Raw genomic sequence first — 21,472 nt, 5'->3', positions numbered from 1 at the left:
GGAACCTGGGGTTTATATTTTTAATAAGCCGAATTCCACCGGCAGCGTGACCTTATTTATACCGTTACGCAGCAGCTCTTTTGGCGGCGGCGGAAGCGGACGCGCATTTTCCAGCGCCATCAGCGCGGCGCGATCCAGCGAATGGGTCCCTGATGAGTTCGCCAACTGCGATTGCAACACCTCGCCGCGTTCGTTGACGCTGAAGGTAATAATGACGGTACCGGTACGTTTACGGCGGCGCGCATCTTCCGGGTAGTGGCGCATTTTGTTGATTTTGCCTTTCACCAGCGATTCCCAACTGATCTTGTTGTGGCTCAGGCGCGCGGCATCGCTATCGAGCGGCGCGGTGGTGCGCTGAGTAAGGACGGCCGGCGCCGGGGGCGCGGCGAAGCTGGTGATGGTTGAATTGCCCTTTTCCTCTTGTTGCTGGCGGCGGGACTGTTTTTTAACCTCGATTTTCTTTTTCCGCTGCGGTTCGGGTTTGCTGGCGGACAGCTTTATTTGCGCATTGTCGTGAATTTGTAGCTTCGGCGCCTCTTTCACCGCGGCTGTTTCCTGCTCGGTCATCGCCTCGACTTTGCGCTGCTGGGTGACGCCCGGCGGCAGCTCGGGATGAATAAATGACACTTCCAGTTCCGGCGCGTACTCCACCATCACCGCGGCAGGGGGCGCGGCATCCGGCGGCGAGGCGAAGTGAATGATAAAAGGCACGGCCAGCGCCAGGTGGCCAAGCACGCTTGCCGTTGTCCCCGCCAACCAGCGGGGACGCGATGCTATCAATGGTGTGGAGAGAGGGATATTCATTTTTCTGCCGCTACCGACCAGACATAATCAGCCTGCTTCGCCGTCGGCGTGGCGCCGTCGGTGGTCAGCAGTAACACCAGCGGTTTTTCCGCCTTGAGATCGGCCAGATGCAGCGGTACGCCAATATCTTTCGCCGCATGATAACCGCCGGCAATTAACAGCGCAGGGCGCGGCGCGGCTTTCATTTGCATCGCCATCAGGCGATCGCGCTGCTGTTGGATAGCGAGCATAGAGGTAACCTGCTCGCCATCGATTTGCCCGTTATGCATCAGAAAGATAATGGCCGATAGCGATTCATGTACCTGCGGGCTGTTGGAAAGTGCTCCGCGGGGAAACGTGGGATGTTGATAAATATCGCTCACCTGCTGGCGGCTGAGGTTAGCTGCCAGCAGTGGATAAGGCGCTTGCAGCGCGGTCATCACGACATCGCGATAAAGCGCCCACGGCCAGCCGGGATTCCAGCGCAGCGTTTCCGCCGCGCGAGTGGCGGAAACGGTCGTTCCGCTGAGGCTGGCCTGCTTGACCCGATTAACCGCTTCCTGCTGGCTTAGGTCAATCATCTCCATCAGTACGCTGCCCTGCGGGCGAAGGGTGTGAAGGTTCTGCAGCAGCCAGCGCTCAATCTGGTGATGCTGGGTGTTAGTATGTTCTTCGCCGACAATAACCAGCGGCGCCTGAGCGAGTTGGTTCAGCAATTGTTGCGGCGTCAGGGAGCGTCCGCTGGCGGTATCGCGAATATCCGCCTGCTCTACCAGCGCGCGCTCCCCGGCAGGGGAGAGGGGATAAACCGGGCTGTGACAGGCGCTGATGAGCAACGCGCAGCCTATAACCAGAGTGTTTAAAAGGGTTTCCTTAAACATAAAATATCCATTTTCGGCTTTTTAGTCGTCTTTTCTTCGTATCTTGCTGCTGGAACAGGATGATATGTGATATTGAGAATGATTATCAAGATCATTCTCATTTAAAATTATTGGCAAGAGTGATGGTTTCACCCGGCAAACAGCTGTCCGTTGCCGTGTTGTGGGTAGAATCTGTGAAGACGATCAAGATTTTAAACAGCGATAATATTTAAAGCTGCTGGCTTAATGTTGTCTTAATGTTTGTTTCAGTCGCGCGTCGAAATAAGCATTTTGTCATCAGGAAATTCTAATTGGCGGTGTTTTTCACTTTTTTAAAATGATGGTAATTGTTTTCATTATCATTCACATTCCTCTGTGATTTAATCCGTGCCAACCCGGTTTCTCCACGGCTTTTCGACTACCCATACTAAGGATTAGCTTATGAATTTCCGCTTATCGGCATATTGCGCGGCGATGCTCGCTGCTTCGGCTCTGTTTACCGCTCCGCAGGTTATGGCTGCTGACAATGGCGACGGCATTGTGGTGTATAACGCCCAGCATGAAAACCTGGTGAAATCCTGGGTTGACGGCTTTACCAAAGAAACCGGTATTAAAGTCACGCTGCGCAACGGCGACGATAGCGAATTGGGTAATCAACTGGTGCAGGAGGGGTCAGCCTCGCCGGCGGATGTCTTCCTGACTGAAAACTCGCCTTCAATGGTGCTGGTTGATAACGCCAAACTGTTTGCGCCGCTGGATGCCGCGACGCTGAATCAGGTCGCGCCGCAGTATCGTCCTGAGCACGGCCGCTGGATTGGCATTGCTGCCCGCAGTACCGTTTTCGTCTATAACCCGGCGAAAATCAGCGAATCTCAGCTGCCGCATTCGCTGATGGACCTGGCGAAACCTGAGTGGAAAGGGCGCTGGGCCGCCTCTCCATCGGGCGCAGACTTCCAGGCCATCGTCAGCGCCATGCTGGCATTGAAGGGCGAAAAAGCGACGCTCGACTGGCTGAAGGCGATGAAAACGAACTTCGTGGCCTACAAAGGCAACAGCACGGTGATGAAAGCGGTCAACGCCGGACAAATCGACGGCGGGGTGATCTACCACTATTACCGCTTTGTCGACCAGGCGAAAACCGGCGAGAACAGCAAAAACACCAGGCTGTATTACTTTAAAAACCAGGATCCGGGCGCTTTCGTGAGTATCTCCGGCGGCGGCGTACTGGCGTCCAGCAAACATAAAGAGCAGGCGCAGGCGTTTATCAAATGGATCACTGGCAAGCAGGGTCAGGATGAGCTGCGTACCAATAACGCCTTCGAATATGCGGTGGGCGTGAATGCCGCCTCTAACCCGAAACTGACGCCGCTGAAAGAGCTGGACGCGCCGAAGGTAGAGCCGTCAACGCTGAATAGCAAAAAAGTGATCGACCTGATGACCCAGGCTGGCCTGCTGTAATTTGATGCTGAAGTGATTTATCTATGTCTGTCCTGAGTCTGGTACTCGGAAAGAAAACAGGACGCCTGCCCGAGCGCAGGCGTCCTGCATTTCCGATGGTTGCCTTAGCTGTACTGTTTTCTGTAATGGCGTTACTGCCCTTAGGTTTTGTGGCCGCGGTGGGGATTGAGACCGGCTGGCCGACTATTAAAGCCCTGGTGTTTCGCCCGCGGGTGGCCGAACTGCTCAGCAATACGCTGTGGCTGACGCTGCTGGCGGTGCCCATCTGCATCACGCTTGGCGTGGCGGTGGCCTGGCTTACTGAACGCACCGCGCTTGCCGGGCGTCAGCTGTGGTCGGCGCTGGCGGTCGCGCCGCTGGCTATCCCAGCATTTGTCCAGAGCTATGCCTGGGTTAGCGCGGTTCCCTCGCTGCACGGCCTGTCCGCCGGGGTGTTCCTTTCGGTGCTGGCCTACTATCCCTTTATCTACATGCCGGTGGCGGCGGTGCTTCGTCGTCTCGACCCGACTCTGGAAGATGTTGCCGCCTCGTTGGGCACGCCGCCGTGGAAGGTTTTCTTCCGCGTGGTGCTGCCGCAACTGCGGTTGGCTATCTGCGGCGGCGCGCTGCTGGTGGCGCTGCATCTGCTGGCGGAATATGGCCTGTATGTGATGATTCGCTTCGATACCTTCACCACCGCCATTTATGACCAGTTCCAGTCCACCTTTAGCGGACCGGCGGCGAATATGTTGGCAGGGGTACTGGCGCTGTGCTGCCTGGCTATCCTGCTACTGGAGAGCCTCTCGCGCGGCAAAGCGCGTTATGCGCGCATCGGCGCCGGCGCGGCGCGAGAACAGAAGCGTCGTCCGTTGGGCAACGTGGCCGCATGGGGCGCGCAACTGCTGCTGTTGACGCTGGTGATGCTGGCGATGGGCGTCCCGCTGCTGGTGCTGTGCCGCTGGCTATGGCTTGGCGGTGTGGAGAACTGGCTGCATGCCGATCTTTGGCATTCGCTGCGCCAGACCCTGCTACTGGGAGCGGGCGGCGCGCTGCTGACCACCGCCTGCGCGATTCCTATCGCCTGGCTCGGCGTGCGTTATCCGCGCCGGCTGTTCCGCCTGCTGGAAGGCTGTAATTACATCACCAGCTCACTGCCGGGTATCGTCACCGCGCTGGCGCTGGTGACGGTCGCCATCCACTATGCCCGTCCGGTGTATCAGACCGAAGTGACGCTGTTCCTCGCTTACCTGCTGATGTTTATGCCGCGAGCGCTGATTAACCTGCGCGCCGGTATCGCCCAGGCGCCGGTTGAGCTGGAAAACGTCGCCCGTAGCCTTGGCCGCAGCCCGGCTCGCGCCTTATGGAGCGTTACCATGCGGTTGGCCGCGCCGGGAGCGGCCGCTGGCGCCGCGTTGGTATTTCTTGGCGTGAGCAACGAGCTCACCGCGACGTTGCTGCTATCGCCGTTAGGCACCCGCACGCTGTCGACCGGTTTTTGGGCGTTAACCAGCGAGATCGACTACGTCGCCGCGGCGCCCTATGCGATGCTGATGATCGTGATTTCGCTGCCGCTGACGGCGGTTCTTTATGTGCAGTCGAAAAAAATTGCAGGGTTGTAACATGCTGGAATTGTCCTCTATCTCGAAATCCTTCGCCGACGCGCTGGTGCTTGATAACCTTAATCTGACCGTGGCGCCGGGAAGCCGTACCGCCATTGTCGGCCCGTCGGGTTCCGGTAAAACCACGCTGCTGCGAATTCTTGCCGGTTTTGAAACCCCGGATAACGGGCGAATCGTTCTGCAGGGCAACACCCTGTTTGCCGAAGGCGTGTTTGTGCCGGCGCATCAGCGCGGGATCGGTTTCGTGCCGCAGGAAGGGGCGCTGTTCCCCCATCTTAACGTCGCGGACAATATTGCCTGGGGGCTGGATTGTAACCGCGAAGAGAAACGCCGTCGGGTCGCTGCGCTGATGGAGATGGTGGCGTTAGATTCGACATTAGCGAACCACTGGCCGCATGAAATTTCCGGCGGCCAGCAGCAGCGGGTTGCGCTGGCGCGCGCGTTGGCCCAGCGGCCATCGCTGATGTTACTGGATGAACCTTTCTCGGCACTGGATACCGGACTGCGGGCGGCAACGCGTAAAGCCACCGCCGACCTGCTGGCCGAGGCTGGCGTAGCGTCGATTCTGGTCACTCACGATCAGACGGAGGCGCTGTCGTTTGCAAGCCAGGTCGCGGTGATGCGGCAGGGGCGTTTTACTCAGGTAGGAACCCCGTTCGAGGTCTATTCGCGCCCGGTTGACGAGGCCACCGCGCTGTTTCTTGGCGATGCGCTGGTGCTCGACGCCGAACTCACGGAGGGGCGCGCGCGTTGCGCCATCGGCGAATTGCCGACCGACAATCCTCACGCCAGCGGCCGCGGACGCGTGATGCTGCGCCCGGAGCAACTGCGGGTGTCGCCGTGCGCGCCGCAGGAGAGCGCCTTTCGCATCGTAGATGTCGATTTCGCCGGCCATATCTCGACGCTGACGGTGACGGTTGCAGGGCAATTGATGCCGCTGGTGCTGAAAACCGTCAGCCAGGCCGCCTGGCAAACTGGCGCCGCGGTTCGCCTGGACGTTATTGGCCAGGCGCGGATATTTTGCGCATAGCGGTGAAAAGGTGAACATTCAGCCGGGATAAAAATTGATTTGGCGCGGAGATACGTTAATTAGCTGCTGATGTAGCACATTGTGCTAATTACACTACCAGCGAACGCTTTAGTATCCGCGCCACTGATCTCGTCGCCATGGAGTGGTAGGTCGTTGGAATAATTCCGCGAGGTCAGTCCATTCTTATTTACCCTGGGGATGATTATCGTTGCTGCGCGCTACGGCAGTGCCGACGATATTCCGAGGGTGAACGTTCAGTATTACGTTTAAACACCCGGCAAAAATAGTTGCTATCGATAAAGCCGCAATTATGCGCAATTTCTTTTACTTTTAAATCATAACCGCGTAATAGTTGCTTGGCTTTTTCCAGCCGCACGGCGGTTAGATATTCATTAAAGCCCACCGAGCCTGACTTCTGAAATATATGCGAAAGATAGTTCGGGGTAATATGAAAGCGTCTGGCCACCGATTCTCGGGTCAGCGGCTGGCTTAGATTTTCTTGTAGATAATCCTGAACGGCTAAAAACAGATCGCGGCTGCGGCTTACGCGCATTTCCAGCCCGACTAGTTGTTCAAGGCAGTGGCTTAACAGCGCGGAAACTACCAGCCGGGCGGTTATTGGGTCAGGCTGCAGGCAGACCTCATTCAACGCCAGCAGCAGATAGGAGCCAACGCGGGGGCCCAGCCTGGCGACGTTTTGCTTTTCAGTATGTAGTGTTTTACCGTCCCAGCGCTGGAGGCAAAAGCCGAGCTTTTGGCGGCCGAATAAAATGCTGAGCGTGGCCGCCGGGCCGGTCCACTCGGGTAGCGTCCACTTTCCCGCCTGTACGTAGAGTACCTGGGATGTGGCTAAGACCGCCGCGGATAGCGGCAGCCCCTGTTCATGAAGCTCGCCTTCAAGGACAATCTCCAGGCGCGGGAAGGGCACCTTCAGCGCCAGCGCCGGAACGGGAATATCCGGCTCCGGAAAGCGGACCTGCAGCCTATCTTTTTGATTAACTAAACGATTTAGTATGCCCGCCAGATCATCAATCATCCTGTCGACCCCGAGTTAAAATTATCTCGTTGATTATAATCTTTTTTATCCTGATGTTCCGCCTTACGGCGCGCTACGGATGCATTATTAAATGGGTGAATATTTTCGACGAATTAACCCTCCGTCAATTATTGATAATGCTCACATTTTTGTGGCTGGCGTACGGATATCCAGTTTTTCGTAGTTTTTCCTTCCTGCCTGGTCGTTGTCCGCATCGTAGAGTTTGATTGTGTTATCTAAAAGTTAAAAGGAAGACAATATGGACTCACAATCGACGGTTCATCTGGCTGCGCTTGGCGCGACCCAGACGCTAAGCGACCAAATGAAACATGAACTTGATACGCTTGGCTATACCGTGGTGCACAACGTCGTTGATCCTCAGTGGCTGAACGAGATGCGCGAGCGCATTGACGCGCTGGTGGAACGTGAAGGCGAGAATCTGGCGATGGAACACCATCAGGAGGCGACGGCGACGCGTATTGCCAACCTCATCAACAAGGGTGTTATCTGGGAAAAGGTGTGGTCACATCCGCTCATTCTTTCCGTCTGTCGTTATATTTTTAATGGCGCGTTTAAGGTTTCCAGCCTTAATGCCCGCGAGGCGCTGTATAACGGTGGTCATCAACCGCTGCACGCCGACTGGAAAAAGCCGCGAGTAGACTTCCCGAAAGTGCATCTGGTCAATACGATATGGGCTATTGATGATTTGAGCGCCGCCAACGGGGCGCCGAGGATTATTCCGGCGACCCATCTGCGCCCGGAGCTGCCGGAAGAGGTTTTGGCGGATCCCGAAAAGACGCATCCTGATGAAATTGTTTTTGCCGCGCCGGCCGGCAGCGTAATGATTTATAACGCGCATGCCTGGCACGGCGGCACCCGCAATCGTGAAGGCAGCAGAAGGCGCGTGCTTCATGGCTTATATATTGACCGTGCTGATACCGCGCAGCAGGACCAGCAGCGCTGGCTGACGCCGGAAACGGCGAGCCGCCTGACACCCGCGCAAAAGTGGCTGCTCGACGTGCAATAAGCGCCGTGGCCGGTCAGGGAACTTCCAGGTAAACGACCGGCTTTTTCATAATGCTATTAACGGCTTTGACAATCTGCTGTGGCTGCAACAGGAATGTGGCGATACTGGTTTTAATGGTGCGGAGCCCGTTAAAGCGCTGAGCGCCATCGATTTCGATATCGGTTACCAGTAACACCACCGTGGCGCGGGCAATATCCTCTTCGCTAATTCGGTTTTCCACGCCGAGCGCGCCCTGGGTTTCCACTTTCAGAGACCATTTTTCATGGTGACCGACTTTTTCCAGCAGCTCGGCTGCCATATAGGTATGTGCAACCCCGCTCACGCAGGCGGTCACCGCGACAATGTTGAAGTCCATAACATCCTCCAGGCGTTAACCGCCGATAGTGACGTGATATCCTGCAGCTTCAGCCAGCGCTTGATAAGGATGAATATCCGCCTCTTGGGGAGCGTTGACGCCGGCCAGCGGCCAGCTTTTACCCAGCAGACGGTATTTCGCCTCGCCATACTGATGAAACGGCAACAGGTGAATCTCCGTCAGACTGAATGGCGCGAGGAAATTTAAGATCTGCTTAAAATTCTCCGTGTTCATCGTGTAGCCAGGGATCAGCGGCACGCGCGGGATAAGATTCATTTTGCGGCTGGCCAACTGACGAAAGTTGTCCAGTACCCGCGGCTGATTCATCTGCAGTAGTGAATTGGCCCGCTCGCTATTCATGATTTTCAAATCAAACAGTATTTCGTCACAGGCTTCGGCCACCGGGAGGAAACGGTTAAAGGCGCAGTCGCCCGCGGTTTCGATAGCGGTGTGGATCCCCCACTGGCGCAGATGCTGGAGGAAACTGGCAGCAAATCCGGCCTGCATCAGTACTTCGCCACCTGACAGGGTGACGCCGCCGCCGGATGCCCGGAAGAAGACCTCGTCCTTAAGCACCTCGCGCAGCAGAGCATCGAGCGTGACATTCCGGCCTATCTGCTCCCATGCGCCGGAGGGACACTCAGCGACATCCTGCAGGCAGCGCGTGCAGCGCAGGCATTTACTCTCCCGGCGTAGGGTTTCAATCTTTGGCGAGATCGATTCAGGATTGGCGCACCACGGGCAGGTATGAGGGCAACCTTTGAAAAATACCACCGTGCGGATGCCTTGTCCGTCATTAAGCGAGTAGCGTTGAAGGTTAAAAATGCGCGCCGTATCGGCGCGCGTTTCGATGACCTCACAGCTGATGCGCGGTGCGGCGGATAATGTCATCCTGTATCTCCTTCGACAGCTCAACAAAGAAGGCGCTGTAGCCCGCGACGCGCACCACCAGGCCTGCGAAGTCCTGCGGCCGCTGCTGCGCTTCACGCAGGGTGTCGGCGTTGACCACGTTAAACTGGATGTGCTGCAGCTTGAGCTTGCAGAAGGCCTGTAAAAAGTCTGCCAGTTTGTTCAGGCCGCCATCTCCGGCAAGCGTTGCCGGGGTGAATTTGACATTCAGCAACGTACCGTTCGACAGCAGATAGTTATCCAGTTTGCTGACCGATTTCAGCACCGCCGTCGGCCCCTGAGCATCCTGTCCAACCATTGGCGACAGGCCGCCGTCCGCCAGCTGTTCGCCAGCCAGTCGACCGTCCGGCGTCGCGCCGACGACCGAGCCCAGCGGCACATGCGCGGAGACGGTATAGGAGCCAGGGGTAAAATGGCCGCCGCGAGGGTTCAGATACCGTTCTACCTCTTTACAGTAAAAACGCAGCAGATCGGCGCTAATATTATCGACTTCGTCGATATCGTTGCCGTATTTCTCGTAACGGTTGATCAAGCGGGCGCGGATTTTTTCTCCTTCCGGCGTGCGGAAGTTGGCTTTTAGCACCGCCATCAGCTCGGCAAAACTGAGGCGCTGTTGCTCGAAGACCATGCCCTTCAGTGCGTGCAGCGAATCGCTCAGGTTAGCGATTCCGATACCCTGAACGCCGGAGAAGTTATAGCGCGCGCCGCCTGCGGTGATATCTTTGCCGTGCTGCACGCAATCTTCGATAAAGGATGACAGCAGGGGCACCGGAGCCCAGTCGCGATGGCCGATATCGCAAATGTTGCTGCCTTCAACCATCAGCTTGATGTAATGGCGGATTTTGTCGCGGATTTGGCTGATGAGGCCGTCCCAGCTGACATCGGGCTGCTGCTCATTTTCCTGCAGCACAATTTCCATCACCTTCAGCAGATTAAACATCGCGATATCGTGCAGGCCGTAGGTACGCCCCGGAATAGAGAGCTCCACGCAGCCGACCACCGCGTAATCGCGGGCATCTTCCAGCGACACGCCGCGGTTGAGGAAGGCCGGGACGACCACCTCATCGTTGAAAATCTGCGGGATCCCGGTGCCCAGGCGAATGGTCTCAGCGGTTTTGCGCAGGAACGGGCGATCTATTAGTTCATTGACCCGCACCCCCAGGTTCGGCTGCGGTAGCTGCACATTCTGGTAAGCATCGAGAGAAAGAAAGGACAGTACGTTCACCGCGCTACGCCCGGTTTCCGTCAGTCCGCCAAGCAGGGCGGTGTAACCGGTAGGGAAACCTGCGAAATAGCGCGCGCTGCTGGAAGATCGCAGCAGAACGATATCGTTACACTTCACCCACAGCGACTCCAGCAGCTCCTTGAGATAATCGGGGTCCTGACCCTGAGTCAGCGACGCCTGATAAAAAGGCAGCATGTACTGGTCAAAGCGTCCGAGCGAAATCGAGCTGGCGTTGGATTCATACTGCAAAATAATGTTCATATACCAGAACAGCTGGCAGGCCTGGGCAAAGTCCTTTGGCCGATGCTGCGCGTTATGGCGTGAGGTCGCGGCGATGGTTGCCAGCTCCCGCTGACGCTGGGCATTCGCGCAGTTCGCGGCCATCTCTTCCGCCAGCGCGGCGTAGCGCAAAATATGGCGCTGAGAGGCTTCAAGTAAGATCAATACCGCCTGATAAAAGTGGTTATCAGGCTGCCGGGCGCAGTGTGAATTTAGCTCGGCGATCAGCGCATCAAGGCCATGATTCAGCAGCCGCGGATAGTCGATAATAATATGGCCCTGGCCTTTATCCGTCTGGTTAACGCTGAAAATCTGCGTGCTGATAGCAGCCTTTACTTCCTCGGTCATTTGACCATTGATGAAATCTTTCATTGAGCGCTTTTCCCAGTAAGGGAACAGCGTTTCGCGGTAAATTCGTTTATCTTCTTCGCTTATCGCGAAGCGGTCCTGCGGGCGGGTCGGGAAGGTGTCGAGTTCGTTGAGCAGCCAGTAGGGATCCATCTCCGGCGATATAATTCCCGCACGTGGTTTAACGGTGCGGTTGCCGGCAATCAGTTCATCATCACGAATCGAAATGGCCACCTTATCGAGGATCCACGCCGTGGCTTTCGCCCGGCGGATAATCACCGGCTCGCCCTCCGTCAGCCGATGGCTGGCGGTATAAAGCAATGCGCGTTCAAGGGAGATTTCGCGCGGCTGGGCGAACAGGCTGGTTTTCAGGCGTTGCGTACGATTCGTCATGACAAACTCCGTGTTGTGGCGAAGAGGCGCGTAAGCGCCTCTGAGATTAATGACAAACCTAATGCAATCATTGAGCTTGCAAATTGCACCAGGCAAATAACAAGGAAAATCAATTTATTGATTTTCGGCTGATAACCACAAAGAAGGAAAAACCACGCTTTTTCCTTCTTTGTCAGCAGTCTGAGAGGCGCGTAAGCGCCTCTTTTGGGCTTCAGGCGTTCTGGGAAAGGTGGCTGTCTATCTTGTTCATGATGGCGTCGGCGCGTTTTACCGCATCGCTGATATTGACGCGCACAATGGTTTTCCCGGCAAAACGTTCTTCAAACTTAATGCCGATATCTTTGGTCAGAATGACCATATCGGCAGCGGCGATATCCTCCGCCGTGAGTTCGTTCTCAATGCCGATGGAACCCTGGGTTTCTACCTTAACCTGCCAGCCTTTGGCTTTAGCGGCGCTTTCCAGCGACTCGGCGGCCATATAGGTATGGGCGACGCCCGATGGGCAGGCGGTGACGGCGATAATGTGGGTCATAAGGTGTTCCTTCCAGTCTGTTAGTTAATTTCGAAATCAAGATCTAATTCATCGTCGGCCTGGGCGTCGGACGGTTGCTTTTTGGTGAATGCTTTCAGGGCGATGACGCAGGCCGCGCTGACGCAGGCGCCGACAAAGAGTGCGGTGACAAAGGCGAGTTTGCCCTGGACCACCGGCAGCACGATAAGCCCGCCCCAGCCGGCATAGCACTGCGCGCCCATCAGCGCGGCGGTGACGCAGCCGCAGGCGGCGCCAATCATGTTGGCGGGAATAACGCGCAGCGGGTCGGCGGCGGCAAAAGGAATGGCGCCTTCGGTCACCCCGACGCAGCCCATCACCAGCGCGGCCTTGCCGGTTTCACGCTCTTCGGCGGTAAAATATTGGCGACCAATTAACGTCGCCAGCCCCATGCCCAGCGGCGGTACGGCGATGCCGACCGCGGCGATTGCCACGACGCTGTAGACGCCCTGAGAGACGCAAATCAACATAAAGGCGTAGGCCACTTTGTTAACCGGGCCGCCCATATCAAAGGCCAGCATCAGGCCCATAATGATGGCCAGCACCACGATGCTGCCTTCGCGCATCCCCTGCAGCCAGCTGGTCAGGTTTGCGGTCAGCGCGCCCACCGGTTCGCCGAGGCCCCACATCATGATCCCGGCGGTGATAAAGGTGCCGATGATGGGAATAATGAAGATAGGCATCACCGAGCGTAGAACTTTATGAACGGGAATTTTTTTCAGGTAATAGACCACCAGACCGCCAATCATTCCGGCTATCAGCGCGCCGAAGAAGCCGGCGCCGAAGCCGTTGCCGACCCAGGCGCCAATGGCGCAGGGGGCCAGCGCGGCGCGGTCAGAAATGGAGTAGCCGATGTAAGCGGCAAGGAAAGGTACCATCAGCGTCAGCCCGGCGACGCCGATATCAAAGAGCTTCTTCAGATTAGGGTCGGTGGCGGCATCGGGCACCGCGCCTTTGCCATATAACATGACGGACACCGCCAGCAGGATCCCGCCGGAAACGACGAAGGGGATCATGTGTGAGACGCCGGTCATCAGATGCTGGCGGGTATTTTTTAGTATGTGCACCAGTTCGTTCATTGCTTGCTCCTGAGCGCTGTGTGGCCCGTGACAGTATTGATGCCTCAACATTAGAAAAAGGGCGGGGTATAAAATAGTAGAGAAAAAGTGCATTTACTGGATATTTGTAAGGTGAGAAAGGAATTGCGATCCACCTCAAATCTTAGCTGTTATTAGGGCTACGTACGCCTGAACTGATGAATTGTGATGGCGAGCATAAAAAAGATGTATGTGTACAATAGTCCAGTAATTGCCAGTTTTATCACGTAGTTCATTGTCACTACTTTCATTACCTTTGGCTGAAATAACGCATTGCTCAGGAGGAAGGCGATGGCACTGGTAATTGAATTCATATGTGATTTGCCAAATGGCGTGCATGCGCGCCCGGCAAGCCTGGTCGAAACGCTGTGTAACCGTTTTTCGTCGGCGGTTGAGTGGCGGAATCTGCGGAGCGACGGTCGCGGGAATGCGAAAAGCGCGCTGGCGATTATCGGCAGCAACACCCTAAAAGGAGACGCCTGTCAGCTGATTATCAGCGGGGAGGATGAAGACGAAGCGTATGCCGCGTTAACCGCGTTTATTGAAAATGAATTTCCGCACTGCGATGCGCCGCTGCCCTCTGCGCAAACGCTGGATGTCCAGCCGGTGCCGGAATCGCTGTCGCGGCTGAACCCAACGCTGTTCCCTGCGCGCCCGGTGTGCGCCGGCAGTGCTGGCGGCAAGCTGGTTCATCTCAAATCACGCGATCTTCACGACCTTGGCGAACTGCCGATGGTCGCCAGCCTTGAACAGGAACAGGCGGCACTGGATAACGGTTTGCGTCTGTTGGTGCAGGATATCGATCTGCGGTTACTGGACAATGACGGCACCGCCAGCGCGATTCTGCAAGCTCACCGTTCGCTGGCGACCGATGCTTCGCTGCGCCAGCACCTGCTTGGCGGTATTCTCACCGGCCTTAGCTGCGCACAGGCTATTGTCGCCACCGGCGACCACTTCTGCGCCCAGTTCCGCGATTCCGGCAACAGCTATCTGCAGGAACGAGTGCTGGATGTCCGCGACGTCTGCTTCCAGCTATTGCAGCATATCTATGGTGAAGATCGCTTTCCGGCACCGGGACAACTGCGGGAAGCGGCTATTTGTCTTGCCGATGAACTGACCCCAAGCCAGTTTCTGGAACTGGATAAGTCGCAGTTGAAAGGGCTACTGCTGCGCAGCGGCGGCACAACTTCACATACTGTCATTCTGGCCCGTTCGTTCAATATTCCTACGTTGGTGGGCGTTGACCTGCCGGCGCTGCTGCCGTGGGTCGATACTCAGGTACAGATCGACGGTAATGCCGGGCTGCTGGTGGTGGACCCCAGCCCAGCGGTGGCGCGCTATTATCAGCAGGAGTCCTGGCTACAGGGGCAAATTCAGCAACAGCAGCAGGTATGGCTTGATAAAGCCGGGCAGACGCAAGACGGCATCCGCGTAGAGATCGCCGCCAATATCGCGCATTCGGTGGAAGCGGTGGCGGCATTTAATAACGGCGCGCAGTCGGTTGGGCTGTTCCGTACCGAAATGTTGTATATGGACCGTCCCGGCGCGCCGTCGGAAAATGAGCTCTACAACATCTTTTGTCAGGCGCTTGAGCCCGCTAACGGGCGCAGTATTATCGTGCGCACCATGGATATCGGCGGCGATAAGCCGGTGGCGTATCTCAATATTCCGGCGGAAAACAATCCGTTCCTCGGCTACCGCGCGGTACGCATCTATGAAGAGTATCAAGCGTTGTTTCATACTCAGCTGCGGGCCATTTTACGCGCCTCGGCGCACGGCTCGCTGAAAATTATGATCCCGATGATTTCATCAATGGAGGAGATTCTGTGGGTGAAAGAGCGGCTGGCGGAGGCCAAGCAGTCGCTGCGCGCCGAACAGATCCCGTTTGATGAAAAGATCCCACTCGGCATCATGCTGGAGGTGCCGTCGGTGATGTTTATCATCGATCAGTGCTGTGAAGAGGTCGATTTCTTTAGCATCGGCAGCAACGATTTAACGCAGTATCTGCTGGCGGTCGATCGCGATAACGCTAAAGTGACGCGTCATTACAACAGCCTGAACCCGGCCTTCCTGCGCGCGCTGGACTATGCCGTGCAGGCGGTGCATCGTCAGGGAAAATGGATTGGCCTGTGCGGCGAGTTGGGGGCGAAAGGATCGGTACTGCCGCTGCTGGTTGGCCTCGGTTTAGATGAATTGAGTATGAGCGCGCCGGCAATCCCGGCGACCAAGGCGCGCCTGGCGCAACTGGATAGCCGCGCCTGCCGCCAGCTACTGAATCAGGCGATGCAGTGCCGTACCTCACTGGAAGTCGAGCATCTGCTGGCCCAGTTCCGCATGCGTCAGCAGGATGTTCCGCTGGTGAGTACCCAGTGCATTACGCTCAATAGCGACTGGCGCAGCAAGGAAGAAGTGCTGAAAGGGATGACTGATAATCTGCTGCTGGCCGGGCGTTGCCGCTATCCGCGTAAGCTGGAGGCAGACCTGTGGGCCCGCGAGGCGGTGTTCTCCACCGGTCTGGGCTTTAGCTTCGCCATTCCGCACAGTAAATCCGAGCATATTGAGCAGTCGACCATCAGCGTCGCGCGGCTGGCGCAACCGGTGATGTGGGGCGATGAAGAAGCGCAATTTGTCATTATGCTGACGCTGAACAAACACTCGGCGGGTGACCAGCATATGCGGATCTTCTCACGGTTGGCGCGGCGCATTATGCATGAGGGTTTTCGTACCGCTCTGGTAAATGCGGCAAGCCCCGAGGATATCGCCGAACTGCTGCGCCGCGAGCTGGAATTGTGATTGTCTCTCCGGCCAGCGCCGCTGGCCGGAGAGCGAGCTATAAATCCAGCACTAACCGGCCGCCTTTAGCGCGTGAGCAGCAGATCAGCATACTCTGCTGGCTGGCTTTCTCTTCATCGCTGTAGTACTGATCGCGGTGGTCGGCTTCGCCCTCCAGAATCATCGTTTCGCAGGTGCCGCACACCCCTTCGCGGCACAGGCATTCCACCTTCGCCGCTTTGTTATTCTCAATCACCTGCAAAATGGTCATATCCTGCGGCACGGTAAATTCGCGTCCGGAACGCGCCAGCACCAGCGTAAATGCCTCTCCGCCTTTATCCTCAAGGATAAATTGCTCAAAGTGCAGCTGGCTGGCGGGAACCTGATACCGTTCGGCGGCGGCTTTCACCGCCTCGTTAAGTGCAGCCGGGCCGCAGGTATAGACGTGGGTTCCGGGCTCGATGTCGGCGAACAGGCGCGACAGATCGAGACGGCTGCCGAGCGCTGATATGTGAATATTGACCCGGTCGCGCCACGGCGCTGCGCTGAGCGCATCGACGAAAGCATTATTGTCGGCGTCGTGGAAACAGTAGTGCAGTTGCCAGTCGGCCTGCAGCTGTTCCAGTTCAGGAATATGCGCTAAAAACGGCGTGATGCCGATGCCGCCGGCGATCAGCAGATGTTTTCGCGCCTGCGGTTCGATGGCGAACAGGTTGTTGGGGGTGGACACCGTCAGGGTATCGCCCGGTCGCACCTGCTGATGCATAAAACGCGACCCGCCTTTGGAAGGCGACTCAAGACGCACCGCAATCTGCCAACTGGTGGTATCCAGCGGCGAGCTCATGAGCGAATAGGCATTGCTGTAGCGCTGCTCGCCATCCTGCATCTGGACGATAATATGGCTACCGCCGCTGAATCCCGGCAGCGGGGCGCCGGTCGGCGACACCAGCGTAAAACGCTTAACCTGGGCGGTGATCTGTTCAACATCGCGAACGATCGTCTCAAACATTTGATAATCAGACATCGCGGAACTCCATCAAAAAATCCCGGCGTGGCCAGTGCCGTCGCCGGGAGAGGATATTTACAACCCCTGGCAGAGATACTTCATCTCCAGGTAATCTTCGATTCCGTGTTCCGAGCCTTCGCGGCCAAGACCCGACTGTTTCACCCCGCCAAATGGCGCGACTTCGTTGGAAATCAGCCCGGTATTGATGCCGACCATGCCGTATTCCAGCTGCTCGGAGACGCGCCAGATACGGGCGGCATCGTTGCTGTAGAAATAGGAGGCGAGGCCGTAGATGGTGTTATTGGCCTGCTCAATGACCTCTTGCTCATCCTCAAATTTCACCAGCGCGGCCACCGGGCCGAAAATCTCTTCCTGCAGCAGCAGTGACCCCGGCTGTACGTTGCCGATAACCGTCGGGGTGAAGAAATTACCGCCCAGCGGATGTGCTTTTCCGCCGGTTAACAGCGTCGCGCCGCGGGTGAGCGCATCGTCGAGCAGGGACTGGACTTTGCGTCCGGCGTCGGCGTTGATAAGCGGGCCAATCTGTACATCGGACTCGCTGCCATCGCCGACTTTCAGGGCGGCGACGCGGGCGACGAACTTATCGCAGAATTGGTCGTAGACGGCGCAATGAATATAGAAGCGGTTGACGCAAACGCAGGTTTGCCCGGCGTTGCGGAACTTGGCGATCAGCGCTCCCTCGACGGCTTTATCGATATCGGCGTCGTCAAAGACGATAAACGGCGCGTTACCGCCGAGCTCTAAAGAGAGCTTTTTGATGGATTCAGCGCACTGGCGCATCAGCACGCGGCCAACTTCGGTCGAGCCGGTAAAGGAGAGCTTTCGCACCCGCTCATCGCCGGTGAACACCGCGCCAATTTCACGCGACTGCCCGGTGACAACGTTAATCACGCCCTGCGGGATCCCGGCCTGATTCGCCAGTTCCGCCATCGCCAGCGCGGTAAACGGCGTTTCGTTGGCAGGCTTAATTACCATCGTACAACCCGCGGCCAGCGCCGGGCCGGCCTTACGGGTTATCATCGCCGCCGGGAAGTTCCACGGGGTGATCGCCGCACAGACCCCCACGCCCTGGCGGATCACCATCAGGCGTTTATCGGCGCCGGGGGAGGGGATTATCTCGCCGTTGGCGCGTTTCCCTTGTTCGGCAAACCACTCGATAAACGAGGCTGCATAGGCGATTTCGCCTTCCGCTTCCGCCAGTGGCTTGCCCTGCTCGGCGGTCATTATCTGCGCCAGCGCGGTCTTGTTTTCGAGGATCAGGCGGTGCCAGTTCTTCAATAACGCTGCGCGCTGGGCGGCGGTAAGCGCGCGCCATGCCGGCAGCGCGGCAGCGGCGGCATCCACCGCCTGCTGCGCTTCCGTCCGTCCCATATTCGGGATCTGGCCGAGCGCCTCGCCGGTGGAGGGGTTGCTGACGGCAAGGGTCGTACCGTCGGCAGCGTCGCGCCAGCTTCCGGCAATCAGCGCCTGCTGGCGAAACAGATTTGAGTGAAATACGGACATGGCTAACTCCTTCAACGATTACGGCTGGAACACCTGGGCGACCAGATTATGGAAATGGGCGATCCCGTGCTCGGAGATACCGCTGCCGCTGTTATCCGCCATAATGCGCCCCTGGCCGCGATAGCCGCGGGACTTCAGCCCCTTTTGCACGCTTTCGACCAGACGTAAATCTTCCGGGCGGAACACGTCGCGATACCACTCAATCAGCGCTTTCTGATCGTCGGTCAGCTCTTCGTTGGTGAAATAAATGTCGTAATTCTGCAGGGTGGTCTCTTCATCCACCGGGAATTCATAAATGACGGTCATCATGCCCTTGATCGGCGTGACGTTGAGCATGGTGCACGGCCACAGCCAGAAACCGTGGAACGCGGCGTCGGTGCCTTCTTCGAATTTAAACGACTGCTCGGACGGTTTGGCGAAGCCATACTGCAGCGTCCATTTGCCGTGCATGGTGTGCCAGTAACGGTCAACCTGCACGGAATCCGAGAAGCCCGGGTGCGCCGGGCCGCAGTGGTAACATTCCAGATAGTTATCGACGATATTTTTCCAGTTCGCCGGGGTAAGAGTAGTAAAGCGCGCCGCCAGTTTCAGCTCATGCACATCCGGGCAGGCTTCCAGCACTTTGTCCTGCAGCCCCGGTAGCTGCGTTTCCACGCTCTCCGCTTGTGGGTTCATATTGATAAACACAAAGCCGGCATACTCTTCAAGGCGAACCGGCACAAGCGTAGCCTTATCGCTATCGAAATTCTCCACGTTTTCGCAGTTGCGGGCGTGGGCGAGATTGCCGTCCAGCTTGAAGGCCCAGGCGTGATAGGGGCAGGTAATCACGTTTTTGGCTTTACCTTCGCCGCTCAGCAACTGGTGGCCGCGGTGCGGGCAGACGTTATAGAAGGCGCGCAGAATGTTGTCGCGCCCGCGGACGATAACGATATTTTCGCCGATGATCTCCCGGGTAATGTAATCGTTCGGCCTGGCGACTTCGCTGCCGTGGGCGACGCAAATCCAGCTATTGGCGAAGATACGCTCTTTCTCGTACTCAAACGCCTGGCTGTCAGTGTAAAAACGGGCCGGAATGGTCCAGGCGTCCTGCGGATTGGCGCAAAAGTTAATCGGCAGGGTAAAGTCAGGGCTTAAATTGCTCATGTAGGGTCACCTTGTGATTATTGTCAGTAAGCGTTTTTTACAGCGACTGGCCGTCGCCTTTGAGTACCGCGCCAACCGGCAGCGTCTCGGCTTTAACGATCGGCTCGGGCGTATGGGTTTCTATCTGATGCACAGGCACGTGGGCGTAGTCCTGTTTTAGCCAGCGTACGAAGCCGCCGGTCTTGATCAGTAAAATGGCAAGGAACGGTAAGGCGGTTAGCACCACGGTGGTTTTCATGGTTTCCAGCGAAGCGCCGGTAAACAGAATCGATAGCGGGATGAGGGTTATCACCACGCACCAGAACAGGCGCATGCCGCGATCCGGATCTTCGCCTTCGCGCAGGTTACGGGTACTGGTCGCCGCCATGGTGTAAGCCACCGCATCCATATGCGAAGCGAGGAAAACAATCATCACGAACAGATAGGCGGCGAGGAACAGCTTGCCCGCCGGCAGCGACATTAGCACCTGTTGGACGGCGGTTTCGCCGCCGAGGGTCTGCATCACCTGCGGCACGTTAATCACGCCGTTGACGAACTGATGCATGGCGTAGCTTTCCATCACTCCGAAGAAGAACCAGCAGCCGGCGGTGCTGCCGAGAATCAGTCCCCAAATGACCTCTTTGATTTTGCGTCCGCGGGAGACGCGGGTGACGAACATCGCCACGCCAGGGGTATAGGAGATCCACCACAACCAGTAGAAGACGGTCCAGTTGCGGGTAAAGGCGCCGTCGCCGAGCGGGTCGGTAAACAGGCTCATCTGCAGGAAGTTTTGGGTCGTCAGACCGATGGCGTTGATGATGTTATTGGTGATGAATTCGGTCGGGCCAACCAGTAATACCACCAACGGCAGCAGGAACGCCCCCCAGCCGACCATTTTGCTCAGACGCTGAAGGCCGTTGTTGATGCCAATCCACGAACTCATGCAGAAAATACCGCCGGAGAGCAGGATCACAAACGCCTGGACTGTGAAGTTATCCGGCAGTCCGGTGAGTGCTGACAGGCCGCGGGTGAAGGTGGCGGCAGTGACCACCAGCGAAATGGTTAACGCTCCGACGGTGGCTATCAGGAACATCAGGTCAACCAGACGACCCCAGAAGCCCTGTGGATTGACGCCGGTGATCGCCGAAATGATCCCGGAGAGGCTGAGGCCTTTGTTTTTCCGCACGTGGAAGTGATAGGCCATGATCAGCGAGGCGAGGGTGTAGGTCGCCCACGCGCTAATGCCCCAGTGGAAGAAAGAGTACGGGATGCTGTATTCCAGCGCTTTTGCCGAATGCGGCGCAATATTCAGACCAGGGGTCTGGTAGTAATAAGCCCACTCGGCAACACCCCAGTACAGCGTAGAGGAGCCGAGCCCGGCGCAGATAAACATAAACAGCCATGAGAGAGTGCTGTACTCGGCTTTGCCTTCGCCGAGCCGGATATTGCCGTATTTGCTGGTGGCCAGATACAACACCAGTCCCAGCGCCAACAGCACCAGCACTTGTACCGCGGAACCCAGCAGGCGGGTAACGCCGTTAAAAATCGAATTAGCCGCCTGCGCGGTTTGCTGGGGGAAGAGACTTAATGTAGCGGCGATGAAAACAATGGCCGCGAGACTGATGACAATCAGCGGCACATCTTTTTTCTTTACGTTGCTCAACATGAGTGATCTCCTGGGCACGGTTGCCCGTCGGTGGCTTTAGCCTGTCGTTGTTATCACGCTGTAGGGTCAGGGTTCGTAGCAAAATGCTATTAACAATTGGATTATTTCTTCGTTACATGAATTAAACAATTGGCCGATTCGTGAAGCAATAAAACACGGAACGGAAATAATAAAAGGTGAATTGGCGCAGGTTCTTTCCTTCCGGGAATGAATAAAGTTCGCCGCTGTGATGCGGTTCACTTGTCAATCGTGGGGGATTCTGCATGCAGAGGAGAGAGAGGAGTTGGCGCGAGTTTTCCCGGGTAGCGGCTACGCCTTACCCGGGCTACGGTCCGAGCGACCTGCCTTTTATTTATTCACCACGCTGGCTGAAACTGCTGGTGTTGGTGGCCTCAAAATCGCTGAGACGTTCCCGGAAGGCCGGGGCAGCCCGC

17 protein-coding genes are annotated in these 21,472 nt (G+C 57.0%); 5 read left to right on the top strand and 12 right to left on the bottom strand.

The window, feature by feature from the left end:
• Positions 1 to 12: 12 nt before the first annotated feature.
• Both ABLV17_RS01260 and ABLV17_RS01255 read right to left on the bottom strand, forming a co-directional pair.
• Positions 13 to 804 (bottom strand): TonB family protein, encoded by a 792-nt coding sequence (locus ABLV17_RS01260; RefSeq protein WP_228302376.1) that lies wholly within the window; start codon positions 802 to 804, stop codon positions 13 to 15.
• Positions 801 to 1,664 (bottom strand): ChaN family lipoprotein, encoded by an 864-nt coding sequence (locus tag ABLV17_RS01255; RefSeq protein WP_308958916.1) that lies wholly within the window; start codon positions 1,662 to 1,664, stop codon positions 801 to 803. The genes ABLV17_RS01260 and ABLV17_RS01255 overlap by 4 nt, the downstream gene beginning before the upstream one ends.
• A 453-nt stretch (positions 1,665 to 2,117) precedes the next feature.
• On the opposite strand from ABLV17_RS01255, the gene ABLV17_RS01250 reads away from it, so the two are divergent.
• The 3 genes from ABLV17_RS01250 to ABLV17_RS01240 are packed head-to-tail and all read left to right on the top strand — an operon-like array spanning position 2,118 to position 5,729.
• Entirely contained in the window at positions 2,118 to 3,101 is a 984-nt protein-coding gene (locus ABLV17_RS01250) for an iron ABC transporter substrate-binding protein (protein WP_223848513.1), read from the top strand.
• A gap of 23 nt (positions 3,102 to 3,124) precedes the next feature.
• Positions 3,125 to 4,699, top strand: a complete 1,575-nt coding sequence (locus ABLV17_RS01245) for an iron ABC transporter permease (RefSeq protein WP_183269026.1) — start codon at positions 3,125 to 3,127, stop codon at positions 4,697 to 4,699.
• Between the two features lies 1 nt (position 4,700).
• Complete coding sequence (locus tag ABLV17_RS01240; protein WP_308959174.1) at positions 4,701 to 5,729, top strand: ABC transporter ATP-binding protein; 1,029 nt, start codon at positions 4,701 to 4,703, stop codon at positions 5,727 to 5,729.
• A gap of 202 nt (positions 5,730 to 5,931) precedes the next feature.
• Here the strand turns inward: ABLV17_RS01240 and ABLV17_RS01235 are convergent, their stop codons facing one another.
• Positions 5,932 to 6,765: an AraC family transcriptional regulator gene (locus ABLV17_RS01235; RefSeq protein ID WP_087858062.1), complete on the bottom strand. Its 834-nt coding sequence runs from the start codon at positions 6,763 to 6,765 to the stop codon at positions 5,932 to 5,934.
• A gap of 259 nt (positions 6,766 to 7,024) precedes the next feature.
• On the opposite strand from ABLV17_RS01235, the gene ABLV17_RS01230 reads away from it, so the two are divergent.
• Positions 7,025 to 7,792 (top strand): phytanoyl-CoA dioxygenase family protein, encoded by a 768-nt coding sequence (locus ABLV17_RS01230; RefSeq protein ID WP_213317044.1) that lies wholly within the window; start codon positions 7,025 to 7,027, stop codon positions 7,790 to 7,792.
• A gap of 13 nt (positions 7,793 to 7,805) precedes the next feature.
• Here the strand turns inward: ABLV17_RS01230 and ABLV17_RS01225 are convergent, their stop codons facing one another.
• The 5 genes from ABLV17_RS01225 to ABLV17_RS01205 form a co-directional block, all read right to left on the bottom strand.
• Positions 7,806 to 8,147 carry a PTS fructose-like transporter subunit IIB gene (locus ABLV17_RS01225; protein WP_047065412.1) on the bottom strand — a complete coding sequence of 114 codons (342 nt, stop codon included), beginning with the start codon at positions 8,145 to 8,147 and terminating at the stop codon, positions 7,806 to 7,808.
• 15 nt (positions 8,148 to 8,162) lie between these two features.
• Positions 8,163 to 9,038: a [formate-C-acetyltransferase]-activating enzyme gene (locus ABLV17_RS01220; protein WP_213317045.1), complete on the bottom strand. Its 876-nt coding sequence runs from the start codon at positions 9,036 to 9,038 to the stop codon at positions 8,163 to 8,165.
• On the bottom strand, positions 9,004 to 11,301 hold the full coding sequence (locus ABLV17_RS01215) for a formate C-acetyltransferase (protein WP_308959024.1): 2,298 nt from the start codon (positions 11,299 to 11,301) through the stop codon (positions 9,004 to 9,006). Before ABLV17_RS01215 ends, ABLV17_RS01220 begins: the two co-directional genes overlap by 35 nt.
• Positions 11,302 to 11,512: 211 nt before the next feature.
• On the bottom strand, positions 11,513 to 11,833 hold the full coding sequence (locus ABLV17_RS01210; RefSeq protein WP_087858058.1) for a PTS fructose-like transporter subunit IIB: 321 nt from the start codon (positions 11,831 to 11,833) through the stop codon (positions 11,513 to 11,515).
• Positions 11,834 to 11,853: 20 nt separating this feature from the next.
• Positions 11,854 to 12,930, bottom strand: coding sequence for a PTS fructose transporter subunit EIIC (locus ABLV17_RS01205; protein WP_087858057.1), 1,077 nt, complete (start codon positions 12,928 to 12,930; stop codon positions 11,854 to 11,856).
• A gap of 309 nt (positions 12,931 to 13,239) precedes the next feature.
• On the opposite strand from ABLV17_RS01205, the gene ptsP reads away from it, so the two are divergent.
• Positions 13,240 to 15,741 (top strand): phosphoenolpyruvate--protein phosphotransferase, encoded by a 2,502-nt coding sequence (gene ptsP, locus ABLV17_RS01200; protein WP_308959023.1) that lies wholly within the window; start codon positions 13,240 to 13,242, stop codon positions 15,739 to 15,741.
• A 37-nt stretch (positions 15,742 to 15,778) separates the two neighbouring features.
• Here ptsP and ABLV17_RS01195 read toward each other — a convergent pair whose 3' ends face one another.
• Genes ABLV17_RS01195 through ABLV17_RS01180 form a run of 4 tightly spaced genes read right to left on the bottom strand, consistent with a single transcriptional unit; the run spans position 15,779 to position 21,038 of the window.
• On the bottom strand, positions 15,779 to 16,744 hold the full coding sequence (locus ABLV17_RS01195) for a PDR/VanB family oxidoreductase (RefSeq protein ID WP_308959022.1): 966 nt from the start codon (positions 16,742 to 16,744) through the stop codon (positions 15,779 to 15,781).
• Positions 16,745 to 16,801: 57 nt separating this feature from the next.
• Complete coding sequence (locus ABLV17_RS01190) at positions 16,802 to 18,250, bottom strand: NAD-dependent succinate-semialdehyde dehydrogenase (protein WP_348854054.1); 1,449 nt, start codon at positions 18,248 to 18,250, stop codon at positions 16,802 to 16,804.
• Between the two features lie 18 nt (positions 18,251 to 18,268).
• Entirely contained in the window at positions 18,269 to 19,393 is a 1,125-nt protein-coding gene (yeaW, locus tag ABLV17_RS01185; protein ID WP_308959120.1) for a carnitine monooxygenase, oxygenase subunit YeaW, read from the bottom strand.
• 37 nt (positions 19,394 to 19,430) lie between these two features.
• On the bottom strand, positions 19,431 to 21,038 hold the full coding sequence (locus ABLV17_RS01180; protein WP_047054263.1) for a BCCT family transporter: 1,608 nt from the start codon (positions 21,036 to 21,038) through the stop codon (positions 19,431 to 19,433).
• Positions 21,039 to 21,472 lie beyond the last annotated feature (434 nt).

The organism is Klebsiella sp. CN_Kp091 (genome assembly GCF_040065095.1).
Taxonomy (GTDB): domain Bacteria; phylum Pseudomonadota; class Gammaproteobacteria; order Enterobacterales; family Enterobacteriaceae; genus Klebsiella; species Klebsiella aerogenes.
This window is presented reverse-complemented; position numbering and strand designations above follow the sequence as displayed.

Excerpts from the sequence above, each read along its gene's own strand:
- ABLV17_RS01260 (WP_228302376.1), bottom strand. The coding sequence starts at position 804 with ATGAATATCCCTCTCTCCACACCATTGATAGCATCGCGTCCCCGCTGG.
- ABLV17_RS01255 (WP_308958916.1), bottom strand. The coding sequence starts at position 1,664 with ATGTTTAAGGAAACCCTTTTAAACACTCTGGTTATAGGCTGCGCGTTG.
- ABLV17_RS01250 (WP_223848513.1), top strand. The coding sequence starts at position 2,118 with ATGCTCGCTGCTTCGGCTCTGTTTACCGCTCCGCAGGTTATGGCTGCT.
- ABLV17_RS01245 (WP_183269026.1), top strand. The coding sequence starts at position 3,125 with ATGTCTGTCCTGAGTCTGGTACTCGGAAAGAAAACAGGACGCCTGCCC.
- ABLV17_RS01240 (WP_308959174.1), top strand. The coding sequence starts at position 4,701 with ATGCTGGAATTGTCCTCTATCTCGAAATCCTTCGCCGACGCGCTGGTG.
- ABLV17_RS01235 (WP_087858062.1), bottom strand. The coding sequence starts at position 6,765 with ATGATTGATGATCTGGCGGGCATACTAAATCGTTTAGTTAATCAAAAA.
- ABLV17_RS01230 (WP_213317044.1), top strand. The coding sequence starts at position 7,025 with ATGGACTCACAATCGACGGTTCATCTGGCTGCGCTTGGCGCGACCCAG.
- ABLV17_RS01225 (WP_047065412.1), bottom strand. The coding sequence starts at position 8,147 with ATGGACTTCAACATTGTCGCGGTGACCGCCTGCGTGAGCGGGGTTGCA.
- ABLV17_RS01220 (WP_213317045.1), bottom strand. The coding sequence starts at position 9,038 with ATGACATTATCCGCCGCACCGCGCATCAGCTGTGAGGTCATCGAAACG.
- ABLV17_RS01215 (WP_308959024.1), bottom strand. The coding sequence starts at position 11,301 with ATGACGAATCGTACGCAACGCCTGAAAACCAGCCTGTTCGCCCAGCCG.
- ABLV17_RS01210 (WP_087858058.1), bottom strand. The coding sequence starts at position 11,833 with ATGACCCACATTATCGCCGTCACCGCCTGCCCATCGGGCGTCGCCCAT.
- ABLV17_RS01205 (WP_087858057.1), bottom strand. The coding sequence starts at position 12,930 with ATGAACGAACTGGTGCACATACTAAAAAATACCCGCCAGCATCTGATG.
- ptsP (WP_308959023.1), top strand. The coding sequence starts at position 13,240 with ATGGCACTGGTAATTGAATTCATATGTGATTTGCCAAATGGCGTGCAT.
- ABLV17_RS01195 (WP_308959022.1), bottom strand. The coding sequence starts at position 16,744 with ATGTCTGATTATCAAATGTTTGAGACGATCGTTCGCGATGTTGAACAG.
- ABLV17_RS01190 (WP_348854054.1), bottom strand. The coding sequence starts at position 18,250 with ATGTCCGTATTTCACTCAAATCTGTTTCGCCAGCAGGCGCTGATTGCC.
- yeaW (WP_308959120.1), bottom strand. The coding sequence starts at position 19,393 with ATGAGCAATTTAAGCCCTGACTTTACCCTGCCGATTAACTTTTGCGCC.
- ABLV17_RS01180 (WP_047054263.1), bottom strand. The coding sequence starts at position 21,038 with ATGTTGAGCAACGTAAAGAAAAAAGATGTGCCGCTGATTGTCATCAGT.